Origin of the sequence: Asanoa hainanensis (assembly GCF_900188485.1) — a bacterium.
GTDB classification, from domain to species: Bacteria; Actinomycetota; Actinomycetes; order Mycobacteriales; family Micromonosporaceae; genus Asanoa; species Asanoa hainanensis.
This window is the reverse complement of the sequence record NZ_FZPH01000011.1, coordinates 19,612-37,064: the sequence shown is the minus strand read 5'-3', so window position 1 is coordinate 37,064 and position 17,453 is coordinate 19,612. Positions and strand designations below refer to the sequence as shown.

Sequence of the window (17,453 nt, the reverse complement as noted above, 5' to 3'; positions counted from 1 at the left end):
GCCACGGTTTGATCGCTCCCACCAGGGCGACCTACCGGCTTAGTCCTTGACGAGCTCGGCGGGTACGAACGAGAACGGCGTGACGCCGTCGAGGTTTATCAGCTCCGTCAGTTGCGGCGCTTTCTGGTCGCGCGAGAGCCGGAACCGGTACGACGCGGGGATGTCGGCCAGCTCGACCTTGTCGAACGCGGCCGCCAGTTCGGCGTGGTCGCGGCAGCGCTCCCGCAGCCGGTCGCGCGTCTGTTCCGGCGTCTCGAACGTGAGGGCGTCGTAGCCCGGCAGGGCGCGGATGAACTCCTCGACGCTGGTCCGCTCCGCGGCCGAAGCGTCCTTTTCCAGCCGTACGAGGATGCCCACCCGTTCGTGCGCCAACATATCGCCGTCGGCCGTGCTGAGCGAGGTGTCATCGACGCCGTCGAACGTGCCGATCGCGTACTGCACCGCCTCCGCGCGTCCCAGGTCCGTGACGGTGACCTCCATCGACGCCGGCAGGTCGCCGGGCCTGACGTTTCTGGCCGCCTCGGGAAGCTCGGCCGAGTTCCGCTGGAAGTTCTCGTACTCCTGCTCCTTCGTGGTCAGAACCACGTCGGTCACGGCGGGCATCGTCCGGATGCGCTGCTCGACGACGGCGGGCTGGGCGGCGCCCTCGTCATCAAGGATGACGATCACGCGAGCCGGCAGCGGCGCGACGTCGTCGCCGCACGCCGACAGGCCGGCCGCGAGCAGGGCGAGGACGACGAGGGTACGGAAACCGCGGCGCATGCCAGGAGGATAGCGAAGATGATCTCCGTCCGACCGGGCCGTTGCTGACCTGTCCTAGAGTTCGCCCGTGGATCGCCGACGGCCGAGCCGAGTCTTCCTGCGGGTGTTCTCGACGTTCGGTCTGGTCTTCGCGATCGTGCTCGCGGCGCTCGGCACCTGGTCCGTCGCGGACGAGCTTCGCGGATCAGCGGCACCCGCCGAGGTGCTGGACGTCGACGACCGCGGTGGGAGGACCTTCTTGACGGTCCGGTTCACCACAGAGCGCGGCGACGTGTGTGAATCACGCCTGCGCGTCACGGTCGGCGACAACCGGGATGTGCGCGCCGGTGAGCGCATCCAGGTCCACCACGCCAAGACCGACCCTTGCCTCCGAGTGCGCGAGGCGGGCGATCAATCCGGATGGTTGATCATGGCCATCGCCCCGGTCTTCGTGATCGCGTTCGCCATCATGTCCTACGTCGCGTGGCGCCGGCCTCGACCGCCGCTCCCACTCAGATAGGCGGGCATGCCCTGAGGGGAAACCGGATGCGGTCGCCGGGCCGGGTGGATAGCGTCCGGGCGTGGGTCATACCTATCCGCCGTTGAACGTCGTGGTTCGCACGCCGCGGCTGGCGTTGGTCGGCGCTTCCGATGAACTGCTCGAGCGGCTCGTGCCGCTCGTGCGGGCCGGGATCGTCGACGACGCCGAGCCGTGGCCGTTCGACGACCCGATCTCGTTCTACGCCGACAGTCCCGAGCGCGAGTGGCAATGGTTGCGCGGCATCTGGCGTGGCCGCGGCCGGGTCAGTCCCGACTCGTGGCGGCTCTATTTCGCGGTGCTCGTCGACGGCGAGCCGATCGGCATGCAGGACCTCGTCGGCAAGAACTTCGCCCGGTTCGGCACCGTGTCCAGCTTCTCGTGGCTGGACCCTGGCCGTCGCGGGCAGGGGCTCGGTAAGGAGATGCGGGCTGCCTTGCTGCACCTGGCCTTCGCGGGCCTGGGCGCGCGCGAGGCCGGCAGCGACGCCTTCGTCGACAACGCGGCGTCCAACAGCATCTCCCGCGGCCTGGGCTACGAGCCGAACGGCACCGACTGGGACACCCGCCGCGGCGAGCCCGCCCGGATCCAACAGTGGCGGCTCACCCGCGAGACGTGGGAACGCCACCGCCGGGACGACATCGAGCTCGCCGGCGTCAAGGAGTGCCTGCCGGTCCTGGGGATCGGCTGACGCATGCGCCTGTACCTCTCCTCGTTCCGCACCGGGGCGCACACCGATGTGCTCCTCGCGATGGCGAAAGGGCGGCGCACCGCCCTGATCCCCAACGCGTTCGACGCGTGGCCAGCCGACGTCCGCGCCGGCCCGCTCCGCCGTGACCTCGACGACCTCGGTGCGCTCGGGCTCGACGTCACACTGGCGGATCTGCGGGAACCGGGCACGGCGAAGAGCCTTGCCGGGTACGACATCGTGTGGGCCCGCGGCGGCAACGTCTTCGTGCTGCGCCGCGTGCTGGCGGACAGCGGCGCCGACGCCGTGCTCCTGGACCTGCTGCGCGACGATGCCCTGGTCTACGGCGGCTACAGCGCCGGTGCCTGCGTCCTGGGTGAGGACCTGACGGGCCTTGCCGCCGTCGACGATCCGGGCGTCGTCGCCGACCCGATCCTGACCGGTCTCGGCCTGCTCGACCGGCCGTTCGTGCCGCACGTGCGTTCCCCCGGCCACCCCGAGACCGCCGAATGCGACGCGGTCTCGGCCACCTACACCGCGGCCGGTCAGTCACACTGGGCTCTACGCGACGGCGAGGTGTTGCTCGTCGACGGCGACAGGACCGAGCTACTGCCTCTCCCATAAGGGGGTACGCGATGCGCGGCAGAGCGATACCGCTGCTCGTGGCCCTGGCCTGCGTGGGCTGCGGGTCGCACGAGGGCATCTCGACCGCGCGGACCGATCCCACGTTGCTCGTGCACGGCGTCCAGGGTCGGTCCGACGACGCCGGGGTCGACGGGCACGTGCGCTACCTCGAAGAAGCCGACTGCTTCGTGCTCGACTCGGCCGGCGTCCGCAACGTCGCGGTGTGGCCGCCGGGCACGAAGGTGTGGCTGGACGGCGCGAGGGTGGCCGGCGTGGAGGTGCCCGACCGGGACCCGATCGCGATCGGCAGCCGCCTGACGGGCGGCGGTGGCTATGCGAATCCCGCGACCACCGAGATCGAACTGCCCGAGGTGGCCGCGGACTGCCTCCGCGGCGGCGGCGAGTTCGTCTCGATCCACGTGATCTCCGCGATCACTCCACCGGCGCCCGAAGGCCAGTAGGCCGCGTCCGTCCAAACGGGGGAGTCGCGGTCGGGCGCGAGTCCGTACCTTGCCGAGTCATGACCTTGATCACCGCCGATCCGCCCCGGCCGCGTCCGGTGACGGTGACCGTCGCGTTCTGGCTTCAGCTCGCGGCGGTGTTGACGCTGCTGGCGTTGCTCGGGCTGCTGGTGGCCCACGCCGTGTACTACGACGGGCTCATCTCCCGCGCCGCCGAGCTCGTGCCCAACGTGGATCCGGGCGAGGTCAGCGGGGAGCGGGTCGGCAACGTGGTCACGACGGCCGTACCCGGTGTGGTCGTGCTCGTGGTGGTCCTGTGGCTCGCCGCGACCGCCCTGCCGATGCTCCGCGGCAGCAACGTCGCGCGGATCTTCGTCTTCGTCGCCGGCGGTGCCCACCTCCTGCTGTGCGCCTCGCCGTTCCTCGCCGGCGCCGCCATGATCCCGCTGTTCATCGCGAGCGATCCCGGATACGCACCCGAGGACGATCTGGTCTGGGCGGAGGGCTCGACGTTCTACGACACGCTCTACAACAACACGACCCCCGCCGAGGACGCCTTCATGGCCGGGCAGGCGGCCGTCACGGTGATCGAGGTGGTTCTGCTCCTGGCGATCGTGGTGCTGCTCGCCGTGCCGCCGGCCAGCCGCTGGTTCGTGCCGCCCCGGCCGCCGGTGCTGCCCGTCGGCCCCTACGCCGTCTACCCGTACGCGGGCTACCCGTACCTCGTGTGCCCGGATCCGTCCGTGCACCTGCCACAAGAACCAAAGGCATGATGTCGGCGTGAGCGACCAAGCGACGACCGGCACCCTGCACCACGTCGAGCTGTGGGTGCCCGACCTGGACCGCGCGATCACCAGTTGGGGCTGGCTGCTCGGCGCGCTCGGCTACACGGAGTTCCAGAGCTGGCCCGCCGGCCGGAGCTGGCGACGCGGCGCCACCTACGTGGTGGTCGAGCAGTCGAAGGCCATGTCCCCCGGCGGTCACGACCGCCTGCGGCCGGGCCTCAACCACCTGGCCTTCCACGCCGACCGGCAGACGATCGACGCGCTGGTCGACGAGGCGCCCAAGCACGGCTGGGCGCTGCTGTTCCCGGACCGCCACCCACACGCCGGCGGCCCGGACACCTACGCCGCGTACCTCGCGAACGAGGACGGCTTCGAGGCCGAGCTCGTCGCCCCCTAGCCGCCGAGGTCGCAGGCCGACAGCGACTTCTCGTACCCCAGGAAGAACGACTCGGTGCGTTGCTCGGCGGTCCCGTGCGCGCCCGGGGCGAACCACGGCACGCTCGGGTCGTCGCCGACGGCGAGCAGGCCGTTCTGGAACTCGTCGAGGTCGCCGTCGTCGACGCCCAGGGCCTTGCCACGGACCGAGTCACCCAGGTACGCGCCGGCCATGCAGTCGGCCTGCAGCTCGTGGTCGATGGTCAGCCGGTGCTCGATGCCGAGCCGGGCCTGGATGGCGTGCGCGTACTCGTGGCCGAGCAGGTAGTAGAGGAAGGCGTCGCCGACCTGCCGGAACGCGGCGACGGCGAAGTTCACGTCGTACGCGATGAAGTCGCCGGCCGGGCAGTAGACGGCGTTGTTGCGGGGCACCGGCTCGCCGCCGCAGTTGATCTCGCCGTCGCGGGTGTAGGCGACGACCCGGCGCACGGCGCGGAACCGCTCGCCGGACTCCTCGAAGCGCGCCTTCCAGTAGGCCTCGGCGGTGTTCGTCGCGGTCTGGATGTCGCTCTTGAACTCGCCGACGGTCATCGTGCCGTCCTCGTCGGGGCCGCCGGTCGCGGCCGGCGGGTCGGCCGCCGGGTCGCCGTCGCCGGTGCTGAACCCGCAGGCGGCCGCGACCACCCCGACGACCAGCAGCGCGAGCACCCGCGTCAGAACGGGTCTGGTCATCACGGCGTCCCCTCTCGTCTCGTACGAAGGTCTTACCCGGCGGGCACACCCGCCACACGGCCACCATTGTCGGCGAACCGGACAAGAGGCGGCGTGACGCGTGCCACGGCCGAGCCCACGGACACCCGGGCGCGACGGCATCCGGGCGATACTCGTCCTGATGACGGATCTGGTTGAGAGCGAGCGCCGGCCCGCCGCGGTGCTGTTCGACATGGACGGCACGTTGCTCGACAGCGAGCGGGTCTGGGACATCGGACTCCGCGAACTTGCCTGGTCGTACGGCGGGGAGCTTTCGGACGACGCCCGGCTCGCGATGGTCGGCGGCAGCATGGAAACGTCGATGGCCATCCTGCACGACGACATCGCCCAGCCGTGGCGCGACGCGCAGACGTCCGCGGACGCTCTGATCACCCGGATGGCCGAGCTCTACCAGACGGAGCTGCGCTGGCGGCCCGGCGCCCGCGAGCTGCTCGACGCGGTCCACGACGCCGGCATCCCGGCCGCGCTGGTGACCAACACCGGCCGGTACCTGGTCGACATCGCGCTCGCGGTGATCGGCTCCCACTGGTTCGACGCCGTGGTCTGCGGCGACGAGGTGAGCGTCGGCAAGCCGGATCCCGAGCCGTACCTGATGGCCGCGCGCCTGCTCGACGTGCCGGTCGAGCGGTGCGTCGCGATCGAAGACTCTCCGACGGGCGTCACGAGCGCCCTCGCGGCGGGAGCGGCGGTGATCGCCGTTCCACACGACGCGGCGGTCGCCCCGCGCCGCGGCCTGCACATCGTCGACAGCCTGACGGCTGTCGACCTGCCGCTGCTGGCCGACCTCGCCGACCGCGCGGTGCCCACCCCCTGACGGCGGCAGGCACCGCCCGCCCGATGCTCGATCGGCGACGCGCCGACCGCGGTGCCCACCCCTTGATGGCGGCGGGCACCGCGTCCCCGGCTATTCGTGGGCGATGGCGCCCAGGACGTTGAGCCGCGCCGCCCGGATCGACGGCAGGATCGCCGCCACCACGCCCACCAGGGCCGCCACGCACAGGTAGAGCACGATCGTCGACCACGGCAGCGTCAGGTCCGTGAAGCCCTCGTCGCGCAGCGCGCGGACCACGGCCGCGCCCAGGCCCGTGCCGACCACGACGCCCAGCAGCGCGCCGAACACCGAGATCACCACCGCCTCGACCGTGATCATCCGCATGGTCGCCGCCCGGCCCAGGCCGATCGCACGGAGCAGGCCCAGCTCGCGGGTCCGTTCCAGCACCGACAGGGCGAGGGTGTTGATGATGCCCAGCACCGCGATCAGGATCGCCAGGGCCAGCAGGATCTGGATCATGACGAGCACCTGGTCGAGCATGCCGCTCTGCTGCTGGGTGAAGGTGTCCTGGTCGATCACGGACACCAGCGGGTTGTCGGCGACCAGTGCCTCGATCTGGGGCTGCACCGACGCGACCGGCGTGCCCTGGTCGAGCTGGACGAAGCCGAGCGACAGACCGGGCTGCGTGAACTCCGTCATCGCCGCCGGCGGGAGCATGATCTCGCCGATCGACTTGTCGGCCGGCGCGATGCCGCTGACCGTGTAGCGGTGCTCCGTGCCCCGGGTCAGCTGCACGGTCAGCACCGAGCCGACCGACCAGTTGTGCTCCTTGGCCGCGTCGTCGTTGACGATCGCCTGGTCCGCGCCCAGCGCGGAGATGTTCCCGGCGACGGCCGTGCTGCCGAAGATGACCGGGATCGGTGCCGGATCGGTCACGGACGTGACGAACTGCTGCTGGCCGTTGACCGTGGCCAGGTCGCTGGCCACACCCACCACGTCGCGGACGCCGGGTACGGCCTTGGCCTGGTCGACCACCCCGGGCGCGAAGGTCGGCGGACGCGCACTCGTCTGGCTGCCCTGGATGATGAGCTGCGCGTCGACCGACTCGACGGCGCCGGCGATGCTGGTCTTGGCCGACGAGACGATCACGCCGACGCCGGTGACCAGCGCGATGCCGACCATCAGCGCGGCGGCGGTGATCGCGGTGCGGCGCGGGTTGCGGCCGGAGTTGAGCCGGCCCAGCTTGCCCGGCACGGACCAGGAGAAGATCCGGCCGAGCACGCCGACGACCGGCCGGCTCAACACCGGGGTCAGCAGGGCGACGCCGATGAAGGTGAGCAGCACGCCGCCGGCGACCAGCAAGAGGCCACCGTCCGCGTACAGGCCGACGCCGAGCAGCGCCAGCGCGAGCGCGGTGACGACGCCGCCGATCCAGGTGATCCGCGTAAGCGGGCGGTCCGGGGTCGCGACGTCCTGCATGGCGGCGATCGGCGGGATCCGCGAGGCCCGCAGCGCCGGCATCACCGCGGCGATCACCGTCACCACCAGGCCGACCACGAACGACGCGATGATCGCGACCGGTGGCACGCCGATCCCGGCCAGGGCCAGGCCACCGGAGAACTGGCCGGCGAGGTACGCGAGCAGCGCGCCGACGCCGATGCCGGCGCCCAGGCCGAGCACCGAGGCGATCGTGCCGACGATCACGGCCTCGGTCAGCACGGAGCCGATCACCTGCCGCCGGCCGGCGCCGATGGCCCGCAACAGAGCCAGCTCGCGCGTCCGCTGGGCCACCACGATCGAGAACGTGTTGATGATCAGGAAGATGCCGACGAACAGCGCGACCCCGGCGAAGCCGAGCAGGATGTTGTTGAAGAACGCGAGGGCGCTCTTGAGCCCCTCGGCGTCCTCGGCGGCGGCCTCCTTGCCCGTGCGCACGGTGTAGTCGGCGCCGAGGGCCGACGCGACCTGCTGCTTGAGCGCGTCGGGGCTCGTGCCGTCGGCGGCCTTGACGTCGATGCTGCTGAACACGCCGGGCTCGCCGAGCATCAGTTGCTGCGCGACGGGCTCGGTGAACGCGACCTCGTTGACCCCGCCGATGCTGTCGCGGTCGCCGCTGTAGCCGAAGGTGCCGACGATCGTGAACATCCGCTGCTTGGCGTCGAGGGTCAGCACGCCGACCCGGTCGCCGACCTTGACCTTGCCGGCGGTGGCGAGACCGACGTTGATCGCGATCTCGTCGTCGGCGGTGGGCCCGCGACCCTCCCGGAGCTGGGTCAGCTCGTTCTCGCCCAGCCAGTTCTCACCGAGCTGCGGCGGACCGAACGACCCGACGGCCTTGCCGTTGCTGCCGATCATGGTGGCGCCGTCCGCGGCGACCACGCCGCGCGCCTGGGCCACGCCGGGCAACGCGGACACCGCGGTGATCGCGGACTGCGGGACGTTGGCCGGCAGCGACTCGCCGTCGAGCTCGTCGACCTCGACCTTGGGCTTGCCGGCCACGGTCACGTCGGTCTGCGAGTAGACGTCGGAGAAGATCGAGTCGAAGGACCGGGACAGGGTGTCGGTGAGCACGAACGAGCCCGCGACGAACATGACGCCGAGCACGACCGCGAGACCCGACAGGATCAGGCGGACCTTGCGGGCCAGCAGGCTCTTGAGGGTGGCGCGCAACATCAGCGAGCCACCTCGGCCGGGTTGTCGAGCCGCTTCATGCGGTCGAGCACCATGTCGGGGGTCGGGTCGCTCAGCTCGTCGACCACGGCGCCGTCGGCCAGGAAGATGACCCGGTCCGCGTACGAGGCGGCCACCGGGTCGTGGGTGACCATGACGATGGTCTGGCCGTACGTCTTCACGGAGTCCCGCAGGAAGCCCAGCACGTCGGCACCGGACTTGGAGTCGAGGTTGCCGGTCGGCTCGTCGGCGAAGATCACCTCGGGCCGGGCCACCAGCGCCCGCGCGCACGCCACCCGCTGCTGCTGACCGCCGGAGAGCTGCGCCGGCCGGTGGCCGAGCCGGTCCTGGAGTGCCACCGTCTTGATCACCGTGTCGAACCACGCGTCGTCGGGCTTGCGCCCCGCGATCGACAGCGGCAGCAGGATGTTCTCCTTGGCCGACAGCGTCGGCAGCAGGTTGAACTGCTGGAAGATGAAGCCGACCTTGTCGCGCCGCAGCTTGGTCAGCCCCGAGTCGCCGAGCCCCGTGACCCGCGTCTCGCCGATGTGCACCTCGCCGCGGGTCACCGAGTCGAGCCCGGCCAGGCAGTGCATGAGCGTCGACTTGCCGGAGCCGGACGGCCCCATGATCGCGGTGAAGACACCCCGCTGGAAGGTCACGCTGACCCCCCGCAGCGCGATCACCTCCGCTTCGCCGCTGCCGTACACCTTCCACACGTCGTCCGCACGGGCCGCCACCGGATCGCTGGCCGTCACCTGGTTCCCCCTCGTAAACAGGTCATGGTCCGGCCGGACCAGGACGGTCCGGCCGGCAGCATCCATGCTCTCGGACCGGGTCAACTGGTTTCGTCAGCCGCACGACGGAGGAGCCGCCGATTTTCTGATACGGGTAACCCGTACCCCACCTCAGGGTTTGCCCTTATTCGTAGGCGATGGCCTGCAGGACGTTGAGCCTGGCCGCCCGGATGGCCGGGAGGACCGCCGCGATCGCCCCGGCCACGATCGCCAGGGCCAGCGTGATCAGCAGGTAGCCCCAGGGCACGGTCAGGGACAGGAACTCGTCGCCGAGCGCCTTGACGATCGCCACGCCGAGGCCGACCCCGATCACGATGCCGAGGAGCGCGCCGAAGACCGAGATCAGCACCGACTCGACGGTGATCATCCGGCCGACCTGGGCCCGGCTCATCCCGACCGCCCGGATCAGGCCGAGCTCCCGGGTGCGCTCGAAGACCGACAGCAGGAGGGTGTTCACCACGCCGAGGACGGCCACGATGATCGTGAGCGCCAGCAGCGTGTTGACGATGCCGAGCAGGATGTCGACGAAGCTGTTGGCCTGGTCGATGAGCTGAGACTGGTCGTTGACCGTGACCTCGGGGTTGTTCGCGAACAGGCGGTCGAGCTCGGCGCGCACCTGGGGGACCTGGCTGTCGTTCGCCACCTGCACGAAGCCCTGCTGGGCGAACGGCGACCGGAACCCGCCCGCGTCGGCGCTGCTGATCAGCGAGCTGGAGATCGCCTGGTTGGGCTTGAAGATGCCGACCACGTCGAGGGTGACCGGGGCGGCGCGGGCCGTCCGCATCGTCACCCGGTCGCCGACGCCGAGGCGCAGGGCGTCCGCGGTGTCCTGGTCGAGCAGCACCTCGCCCGGGTCGAGCTCGCGGACGTTGCCGGCCACCGGCTTCAGGTTGAAGATCGTAGAGGCGGCCTGCGCGTCGCCGGCCAGCACGAACCGGTCGCTGCCGTTGAGGTTGACGGTGTCGGTCCGCAGCGCGACCGCCGCCGACACGCCCGGCAGCGCCGCCATCGTCTGCTCCAGCTCGGGCGGGAACCCGGCGTTCGCGCCGGGCCCCTGGCTGAAGCTGGTCGTCACGGCGAGCTGGGCGTTGACGTCCCGTTCGAACGCGTTGCTGATGCCCGCCTTCGCGGACTGTGCGAACACTCCCGCGCCGGTGGCCAGCGCCACCCCGATCATCAGCGCGGCGGCGGTGACCGCGGTCCGGCGGGGGTTCCGGCCGGTGTTGCGGGCGCCCAGCCGCCCCGGCACGGACCAGGCGAACGCCTTGCCGGCCGCCGTGGTCAGCGGGCGGCTGATGATGGGCGCGAGCAACGCGACGCCGAGGAACGTCAGCGCCGCGCCGATGCCGAGGGTCAGCCAGGTCGGCAGGTCACCGACGTGCGCGACGCCGAGCCCGAGCAGCAGTCCGCCGGCGGCCAGGATCACCGCACCGGCGACGGTGAGCCGGGTGAGCGGTTTGTCCGGGGTGACCGCGTCGCGCATGGCGGCGATCGGCGGTACCCGGCTGGCCCGCAGCGCCGGGATCAACGCCGCCACGACCGTGAAGGCGGTGCCGACGGCGAGGGTTGTCAGCACGGCGTAGGCGCGCACGACGACCCCGCTGACCGGCAGGCTCGCGTCGATGAACGCCTGGAGCGCCTTGTTGAGGATGTAGCCGACCAGGATGCCCAGCGCGAGCCCGACGATGCTGGCGGCCAGCCCGAGCAGCACCGACTCGAGGAGCACGGACCGGTTGACCTGCCCGCGACTGGCCCCGAAGGAGCGGTAGAGGGCCAGCTCCCGGGTCCGCTGCGCCACCAGCATCGAGAACGTGTTGAAGATCAAGAAGGCGCCGGTGAACATGCCGATCAGCGCGAACACGACGAGCCCGGTCTTCAGGATGTTGACGAAGCTCGACGTCGCGCTCTGCTGTTCCTCGGCGACCTGCGCCCCGGTCCGCACCACGTCGTCGGGCAGCGCGGCCGCGATCCGGTCCCGCAGGGTGTCGTCGCTGACCCCCGAGGCGGCGGTGACGTCGATGCTGGTGAACTTGCCGGGCGCGTTGAGCAGCACCCGCTGCGCCTGGGCCAGGGTGAAGGCGACCGTGGTCTCACCGGCCAACGAGGGCCGGTCGCCGGGAAAACCGAAGATCCCGACGATGGTGTACGGGGTGGGCGGCTCGAGCGTGATCACATTGGCGGTCTGCCCGAGCCCGAACCCGCTGTCGGTGCTGAGCCCCTGGTTGATGGCGATCTCGTTGGCGGCCTGCGGCGGCCGGCCCTGCCGGAGCTGGATCAGCGGATCCTGGTCCTGCCACGCGATGCCCTGCTGCGGCGGCCCGTTGCCACCGACGACTTTGCCGTCGGAGCCGATCAGCCGAGCGCCCGCGGAGTAGACACCCGGCGTAGTTTTCGCGACTCCGTCGACCTTTTGGACGGTGTCGACGTCCTGCTGGTCGAGCAGGGCGGTCGGGGTGCCGAGCTGCGCGTTCTGCCCGCCCGGCGAGGTGTCCTTGGCGGTGACCTCGACGTCGATGTCCCGGTTGACGGTCGAGAAGAGCGCGGTGAACCCTTGCGCGAACGTGTCACCGGCGACGAACGCCCCCGACATGAACATCGTGCCGAGAATGACCGCGAGCGCGGACAGAGCGAGCCGCAACTTGTGCGTGAGCAGCCCGCGCAACATGGACCGGAACATGCTCCGCCCGTCTCCCTATTCGTCGTCGGCCACGGGGTCTTGCTTGGCCTTGCGCGAGGTGGTCCGCTTGACCGCCGCCTTGCGCGGCTTGGCGTTCTCGGGCTCGGGCGCCGCCGGCTCGGCGGTGTCCGCCTGATCCTGCGGGCCGCTGCGCTTGGTCGGCCGGCCCTTGGGCGGGTGAGTGGCGGCGGGACCCTGCACCGCCTTGCGGCGGGCGGAGCCACGCCGCTCACCGACCTCGGTGCCGACCCGCACGCCCGCCACCTCGGCGTCCTCACCGGCCAACGCCACCGGCCCGGCCACACCGGCCGCTGCCTGCCCGTCCGGGCCGAGCGAAGCCTGGCTCGTCTGGCCCGGCGGCGCGGTCTGGCCCGGCGGCGCCGTCTGGCCCGGTGGGGCCACGTCTGATCGGCGGCTTGCGCTCTGGTCCGGGGTCGCCGCAGGGCCTGTGTTCGGCGCGTCGGGCGGAGCGGTGGGCGGTGCCGGTGCGGCGCTGCCCGGTTCCGGTTTGGCCCTGCCGACCGCGCGGGTCGGGCGCCGCGCCGGCTCCGGTGTGGACTGTTCCGACTCCGCCGGTCGGCGTAGGCGGGGTGGTGGCGGTCCGTCCGGGTCACGCCGCGTGCGCGGAGCGGGCTCGCCCGGCGCGCCCTGCGGGACAGGGCCGACCGTCTGCGGGCCCGCCTGGGTGGGCGCGGTGGTCAGCGTCGACGGAGCCGTCGAGGTCAGCGTCGCGGTCGGGCCGTTGTCGGCCGCGAACACGCGTACGGCCTGCGCCATGCCCGAGCCCAGCCGCGCCGACGGATCCCGGGACCCGCCGCCCGGCTCGGTGCCGCCGTCCATCCGGGGCAGGCCGCCGCCGTCCGGGGGTGGCCCCGGATGCGGGGTGCGCCCGGTCGGGTCCGTGGTGCCGCGGCTCTCGTGCGGGATGCCGGCGGCCGGTCCCAAGCCGCGCGGCCCCTCGTCGATCGTGCGCATGCGGTCCAGGACCGCGTCCGCGGTGGGTGCGAGGATCTCGTCGACCACAGCGCCGTCGGCCAGGAACAGGACGCGGTCCGCGTACGACGCGGCAACTGGATCGTGGGTGACCATGACGATGGTCTGGCCGTGCGTGCGTACCGAATCGCTCAGGAAGCTCAGGACGTCCGCGCCGGAGCGCGAGTCGAGGTTGCCCGTCGGCTCGTCGGCGAAGATGACGTCCGGCCGCGCGACCAGCGCCCGGGCGCAGGCGACCCGCTGCTGCTGGCCGCCGGAGAGCTGCGACGGGCGGTGGCCCAGCCGGTCGCCGAGGCGGACGGTCTCGATGACGGTGCGGTACCACTCCGGGTCCGGCTTGCGCCCCGCGATCGACATCGGCAGCAGGATGTTCTCCTCGGCCGTCAGCGTCGGCAGCAGGTTGAACTGCTGGAAGATGAACCCGATCTTGTCGCGACGCAGGCGGGTCAGACCCGCGTCACCCAGGCCGGTCACCCTGGTGCCGCCGACGTAGACCTCGCCCCGGCTCACCGAGTCGAGCCCGGCCAGGCAGTGCATCAGCGTCGACTTGCCGGACCCGGACGGCCCCATGATGGCGGTGAACTTCCCGCGCTCCAGGTCGACGCTCACGTCACGGAGCGCGACGACCTCGGTCTCGCCGGCCCCGTACACCTTCCACACCTGGACGGCCCGCGCGGCCGGTCCGGTCACGGCAGTCGTGGTCACGTCTCCCGATCTTTCCTCAGCTCCGGGAGATAAGCGGACATTTACCGGGTAAACACCCAACCGCGTCCGGGTGGAGGCGTACGGGAAGATGACCGGTGAACGCTGAAGGGGGCGAGGGTGGCTGACGACGTGGCGCCGAGCCGGCCGGTCCGGGTGCTGCTCGCCGACGACCAGCCGCTGCTGCGCACCGGCTTCCGCATGGTCCTGGGCGCGCAACCGGACCTGGACGTGGTCGGCGAGGCCGGCGACGGCGCCGAGGCGGTCAACCTGGCCCGCCGGCTGCTACCCGACGTGGTGCTGATGGACGTCCGGATGCCGAGGATGGACGGCGTGGCCGCCACCCGCGCGATCGTCGAGGCCCGGCTGCCGGTCCGGGTCCTGGTGCTGACCACCTTCGACCTGGACGAGTACGTGGTGGGCGCCCTGCGCGCCGGCGCCAGCGGCTTCCTGGCCAAGGACATCCCGGCCGACGACCTGGTGACCGCGATCCGCACGGTCGCGGCCGGCGAAGCGGTCGTGGCTCCCCGGATCCTCAAGCGACTCCTGGACCGCTTCGCCGCGGCCCTGCCCGACCCGCACGAGACCACCCCGCCGGCCCTGGGGACACTGACGGAACGGGAGCGCGAGGTGCTGGTCCAGGTGGCCCGCGGCCTGTCCAACGCGGAGATCGCCCGCAAGCTCTCGGTAAGCGAAACCACGATCAAGACCCACGTCGGCCACGTCCTGACCAAACTGAGCCTCCGCGACCGCGTCCAGGCGGTCGTCCTCGCGTACGAGTCAGGCCTGGTCCGTCCAGGAGCCTGACGCGCGGGCCGCTCGGTGCGGCCCGCGCGCACCCCCCCGGTCAGTACGTGATGCAGGCGTTGGTGTTGAACGTCGTCCAGCAGATCAGCCCGCGGGTCTGTGGCCCGTAGCCGCCGTCGACGCTTACCCACGGCCGGTCGTCGTTCTTGTACTGCTGCTGCGCGAAGCGCACCATACTCTCGGTCCGTGGGCCGTAGTCGTTGTCCACCGAGAGCATGGTGTATCCAGGCGTGCCGCCCCAGATGTCGTTGAGGTTCCGCTGGAGCTCGCCGACCCCGGAGTTGTGCGAGCCACGCCCGAGCCAGCAGTTGAAGTTGCTCGACTGGTACGCGGGGATCCAGGCCGAGTTCCCGTTGCGGATCAGGACCCCCGAGCCGTTGCACTGTGGGGTGGCCGCGTGTGCCGCGCCCGGCGCCAGCACGTGCAGGCCCGCGGCCACCACCGCCACCGCGAGCCAACGCAGCACTTTGGACTTGACCATGACATCACTCCCGTCGTCGCTTTCCACGAGCGTCACCGGGTACGGGTGGATGGTGGCCCGACGCCGACCAACTCCGGACGGAACGCGTGGCCGCGGGGCGGAACACCGGACCGGACCGGATAGGGTGTGCCGCGTGGGGGACGGATCGGTGCGCATGGATCCGGTGGGGGAGTTCTGTGCCGACCTGCGGCGCCTGTGGCGGGCGTCGGGTCGCGACCTGCCGGGTGTCGCCCGCGAGGTGAAGATCAGCCGGGCGCAGCTCTACGCGATCCTCGGCGGAGAGATCCGGCGCCCGCCGGACTTCGAGGCGCTCGTGCGTCCGCTCGTGCTCGCGTGTGGCGGCGAGTTGGCGGACTGGCGGCGGCGCCACGACGTGCTGGTGGGCGTCCACGAAGGACTGCGGCGCCGGCCCGCGCCGCGCACCGCCGGGCCGAACCAGCTTCCCGCCGGGAGCGGCGAGTTCGCCGGCCGGGCGTCAGCGCTCGCGGCCCTGGACGCCGCGACCGCGCCGGTCGTCGTCGTCGCCGGGCCGCCCGGCGTCGGCAAGACCTCGCTCGCGGTGCACTGGGCCCGCCGGGCGGCCGCGAGCTTCCCGGACGGCCAGCTCTATGTGGACCTCCGGGGGTACGACCGCGACGTGGTCGACCCGGGCGACGCGGTGCGGAGCCTGCTCGACGCGCTCGACGTGCCGCCGCACGAGGTGCCGGTCGACCGGGAGGCGCGCTTCGCCCGGTTTCGCAGCCTTGCCGCCGGCCGCCGGCTGCTCGTCGTGCTCGACAACGCCCGCGACGCCGACCAGGTGCGCCCGTTGCTCGCCGGCGGCCCCGCCGTGCGCACGCTGGTCACGAGCCGCAACCCGTTGACCACCCTTGTCGCCGGGGCGGGTGCTGCGCCGGTCGCCCTTGACCTGCCGGGCGATTTTGAGGCGGCCGAGCTGATGCGGGCCCGGCTCGGAGACGGCAGTGCTGAGGTGGCAGACGCGGTGGCGGCGTGTGGGCGGCTGCCGCTCGCGCTCGCGTTGGTGGCGGCGCGCGTGCGGCAGACCGGCTTTCCGCTGGCCGTCGCCGCAGCCGAGCTTCGGCGGCCCGGTTCGGGGGCGCACGCTGAGCTGCGGGCGGTGTTCGCGTGGTCGTACGACGCGTTGGGTTCGCCCGCGGCCCGGCTGTTCCGGCTGCTGGGCCTGACCGCGGGCCCGGACATCGCCGCTTCCGCCGTCGCCGCGCTGGCCGGGACGCACGACGCCCGGGCGCTGCTGGGTGAGCTGGTCGACGCGGGGCTGCTGGTCGAGCACCGGCCGGGCCGCTACCTGATGCACGACCTGCTGCGCGACCACGCCGGTGAGCTCGCCCGGGAGCGCGACTCCGCCGACGAGCGCCGCGCCGCGCTGACGCGGCTGCTCGACTTCTACACGAGCTCGGCGCACGAGGCCGACCGCGTGCTGAACCCCGCCCGGGCACCGATCCCGCTGCCTGTCCCGGCCGGGAACGGCGACATCCCGTACGAGAAGGCACTGGCCTGGCTCGACGCGGAGCGGTCGGTGCTGCTCGCGGCACTGCGCCAGGCCCGCGACGACGGGCTCGACCGGCACGCGTGGCAGCTGGGTTGGGCGCTGGACACGTACCTGTTCGAACGCCGCCGCTGGGACGACGAGGGCGCCGCCTGGTTCGTCGCGCTGCGGGCCGCGACCGCGCTGGTCGACCGGGCGGCCACCGCGCACGCCCACCGCTTCCTAGGCGCGGTCGCGGGTCGGCTGGAGCGCTTCGCGGAGGCGTACGAGCACATGCGCGAGTCGATGGAGCTCTCGCGCGCGTCCGGCGACCGGGCGGGCGAGGCGGAGACCGAGTTCGTCCTGTCCTACGTGTGCTGGCTGCAGGCCGACCACGACCGCGCGCTGGAGCACATCGAACGGTCGCTGCTGCTGTGGACGGAGCTGAACGAGCCGAGCTGGGAGGGCCGGGCGGCGATGGCGGTCGCCTGGTACCGCGCCCAGCTCGGCGACCACCTAGCCGCCGTGTCGTTCTACGAGCGGGCGATCGCCGTGCAGCGGACGGCCGGTGACCGCGCGAACGAGGCGGTGGCCCGCCAGGGCCTGGGCCACGCCCGGCTCGCCCTCGGCGCCCATGCGGCGGCGGCCGAGCAGTTCGACCTGGGCCGGGCACTGGCCCGCGACCTCGGCGACCCGATCCTCGACGCGCAACACACCAACCACCTCGGCGACGTACACCAATCCCTGGGCGACGTGGAAGCGGCCCGGGAGTGCTGGTCCTACGCCCACGAACGACTCTCCCGCGCCGGCCACCCACAGGCCGCCGACGTGGCCCGCAAGCTGAACTAGACGACCGGCCGCGCCCGGACCTAGGTATTTCAATGCCGCCATCGCGACGGTGGTCTTCCTAGGTCTTGCGTCGTGCGGGGTGGCGTGGTGCGCCACGCCGTGGCGCCTGGCGGTGGGTTGTGGGAGAGGGCTTGGATGCCCGGGTCGTAGTGGTCGCGTGTCGGATCTGGGTGGTTCGTTGCTGCTATTGCGACGGTGGTTTTCCTAAGTCTGCCGATGCGCGGCGTGGCGGGTGC

The 17,453-nt window shown here is 72.0% G+C and carries 15 protein-coding genes and 1 pseudogene; 9 read left to right on the top strand and 7 right to left on the bottom strand.

What is annotated here, in order from left to right:
* Nucleotides 1-39: 39 nt before the first annotated feature.
* On the bottom strand, nucleotides 40-762 hold the full coding sequence (locus tag CHC05_RS24770; RefSeq protein ID WP_089252910.1) for a permease-like cell division protein FtsX: 723 nt from the start codon (nucleotides 760-762) through the stop codon (nucleotides 40-42).
* Nucleotides 763-829: 67 nt separating this feature from the next.
* On the opposite strand from CHC05_RS24770, the gene CHC05_RS24765 reads away from it, so the two are divergent.
* The 6 genes from CHC05_RS24765 (at nucleotide 830) to CHC05_RS24740 (ending at nucleotide 4,234) form a co-directional block, all read left to right on the top strand.
* A complete protein-coding gene (locus CHC05_RS24765) occupies nucleotides 830-1,261 on the top strand; it encodes a DUF3592 domain-containing protein (protein ID WP_144022750.1) in 432 nt (143 codons plus the stop codon).
* A gap of 61 nt (nucleotides 1,262-1,322) precedes the next feature.
* Nucleotides 1,323-1,970, top strand: a complete 648-nt coding sequence (locus CHC05_RS24760; RefSeq protein ID WP_089252906.1) for a GNAT family N-acetyltransferase — start codon at nucleotides 1,323-1,325, stop codon at nucleotides 1,968-1,970.
* Between the two features lie 3 nt (nucleotides 1,971-1,973).
* Nucleotides 1,974-2,591, top strand: coding sequence for a Type 1 glutamine amidotransferase-like domain-containing protein (locus tag CHC05_RS24755; RefSeq protein WP_089252904.1), 618 nt, complete (start codon nucleotides 1,974-1,976; stop codon nucleotides 2,589-2,591).
* Nucleotides 2,592-2,602: 11 nt separating this feature from the next.
* On the top strand, nucleotides 2,603-3,052 hold the full coding sequence (locus tag CHC05_RS24750; RefSeq protein WP_089252902.1) for a hypothetical protein: 450 nt from the start codon (nucleotides 2,603-2,605) through the stop codon (nucleotides 3,050-3,052).
* Between the two features lie 59 nt (nucleotides 3,053-3,111).
* On the top strand, nucleotides 3,112-3,825 hold the full coding sequence (locus CHC05_RS24745; RefSeq protein WP_089252900.1) for a hypothetical protein: 714 nt from the start codon (nucleotides 3,112-3,114) through the stop codon (nucleotides 3,823-3,825).
* A 7-nt stretch (nucleotides 3,826-3,832) separates the two neighbouring features.
* Nucleotides 3,833-4,234 (top strand): VOC family protein, encoded by a 402-nt coding sequence (locus CHC05_RS24740; RefSeq protein ID WP_089252898.1) that lies wholly within the window; start codon nucleotides 3,833-3,835, stop codon nucleotides 4,232-4,234.
* Here CHC05_RS24740 and CHC05_RS24735 read toward each other — a convergent pair.
* A complete protein-coding gene (locus CHC05_RS24735; protein WP_089252896.1) occupies nucleotides 4,231-4,944 on the bottom strand; it encodes a neutral zinc metallopeptidase in 714 nt (237 codons plus the stop codon). The genes CHC05_RS24740 and CHC05_RS24735 overlap by 4 nt on opposite strands.
* Before the next feature lie 199 nt (nucleotides 4,945-5,143).
* On the opposite strand from CHC05_RS24735, the gene CHC05_RS24730 reads away from it, so the two are divergent.
* On the top strand, nucleotides 5,144-5,797 hold the full coding sequence (locus CHC05_RS24730) for an HAD family hydrolase (protein ID WP_089253173.1): 654 nt from the start codon (nucleotides 5,144-5,146) through the stop codon (nucleotides 5,795-5,797).
* A 90-nt stretch (nucleotides 5,798-5,887) separates the two neighbouring features.
* Here CHC05_RS24730 and CHC05_RS24725 read toward each other — a convergent pair whose 3' ends face one another.
* The 4 genes and pseudogenes from CHC05_RS24725 to CHC05_RS24710 form a co-directional block, all read right to left on the bottom strand.
* Nucleotides 5,888-8,428 (bottom strand): ABC transporter permease, encoded by a 2,541-nt coding sequence (locus CHC05_RS24725; protein WP_089252894.1) that lies wholly within the window; start codon nucleotides 8,426-8,428, stop codon nucleotides 5,888-5,890.
* Nucleotides 8,428-9,183 (bottom strand): ABC transporter ATP-binding protein, encoded by a 756-nt coding sequence (locus CHC05_RS24720; RefSeq protein WP_245871198.1) that lies wholly within the window; start codon nucleotides 9,181-9,183, stop codon nucleotides 8,428-8,430. The genes CHC05_RS24725 and CHC05_RS24720 overlap by 1 nt, the downstream gene beginning before the upstream one ends.
* A 163-nt stretch (nucleotides 9,184-9,346) precedes the next feature.
* Complete coding sequence (locus CHC05_RS24715) at nucleotides 9,347-11,899, bottom strand: ABC transporter permease (protein WP_089252890.1); 2,553 nt, start codon at nucleotides 11,897-11,899, stop codon at nucleotides 9,347-9,349.
* A gap of 960 nt (nucleotides 11,900-12,859) precedes the next feature.
* A pseudogene (locus CHC05_RS24710) lies at nucleotides 12,860-13,597 on the bottom strand (ABC transporter ATP-binding protein); the annotation flags it as partial.
* A 117-nt stretch (nucleotides 13,598-13,714) separates the two neighbouring features.
* Between CHC05_RS24710 and CHC05_RS24705 the strand changes: the two are divergent.
* Nucleotides 13,715-14,401 carry a response regulator gene (locus CHC05_RS24705; RefSeq protein ID WP_281257718.1) on the top strand — a complete coding sequence of 229 codons (687 nt, stop codon included), beginning with the start codon at nucleotides 13,715-13,717 and terminating at the stop codon, nucleotides 14,399-14,401.
* Nucleotides 14,402-14,441: 40 nt separating this feature from the next.
* Here CHC05_RS24705 and CHC05_RS24700 read toward each other — a convergent pair whose 3' ends face one another.
* A complete protein-coding gene (locus tag CHC05_RS24700; RefSeq protein WP_089252888.1) occupies nucleotides 14,442-14,882 on the bottom strand; it encodes a peptidoglycan-binding domain-containing protein in 441 nt (146 codons plus the stop codon).
* Nucleotides 14,883-15,015: 133 nt separating this feature from the next.
* On the opposite strand from CHC05_RS24700, the gene CHC05_RS24695 reads away from it, so the two are divergent.
* Nucleotides 15,016-17,217 (top strand): tetratricopeptide repeat protein, encoded by a 2,202-nt coding sequence (locus tag CHC05_RS24695; RefSeq protein WP_144022749.1) that lies wholly within the window; start codon nucleotides 15,016-15,018, stop codon nucleotides 17,215-17,217.
* Nucleotides 17,218-17,453 lie beyond the last annotated feature (236 nt).

Excerpts from the sequence above, each read along its gene's own strand:
- CHC05_RS24725 (WP_089252894.1), bottom strand. The coding sequence starts at position 8,428 with ATGTTGCGCGCCACCCTCAAGAGCCTGCTGGCCCGCAAGGTCCGCCTG.
- CHC05_RS24745 (WP_089252900.1), top strand. The coding sequence starts at position 3,112 with ATGACCTTGATCACCGCCGATCCGCCCCGGCCGCGTCCGGTGACGGTG.
- CHC05_RS24715 (WP_089252890.1), bottom strand. The coding sequence starts at position 11,899 with ATGTTCCGGTCCATGTTGCGCGGGCTGCTCACGCACAAGTTGCGGCTC.
- CHC05_RS24700 (WP_089252888.1), bottom strand. The coding sequence starts at position 14,882 with ATGGTCAAGTCCAAAGTGCTGCGTTGGCTCGCGGTGGCGGTGGTGGCC.
- CHC05_RS24770 (WP_089252910.1), bottom strand. The coding sequence starts at position 762 with ATGCGCCGCGGTTTCCGTACCCTCGTCGTCCTCGCCCTGCTCGCGGCC.
- CHC05_RS24755 (WP_089252904.1), top strand. The coding sequence starts at position 1,974 with ATGCGCCTGTACCTCTCCTCGTTCCGCACCGGGGCGCACACCGATGTG.
- CHC05_RS24750 (WP_089252902.1), top strand. The coding sequence starts at position 2,603 with ATGCGCGGCAGAGCGATACCGCTGCTCGTGGCCCTGGCCTGCGTGGGC.
- CHC05_RS24735 (WP_089252896.1), bottom strand. The coding sequence starts at position 4,944 with ATGACCAGACCCGTTCTGACGCGGGTGCTCGCGCTGCTGGTCGTCGGG.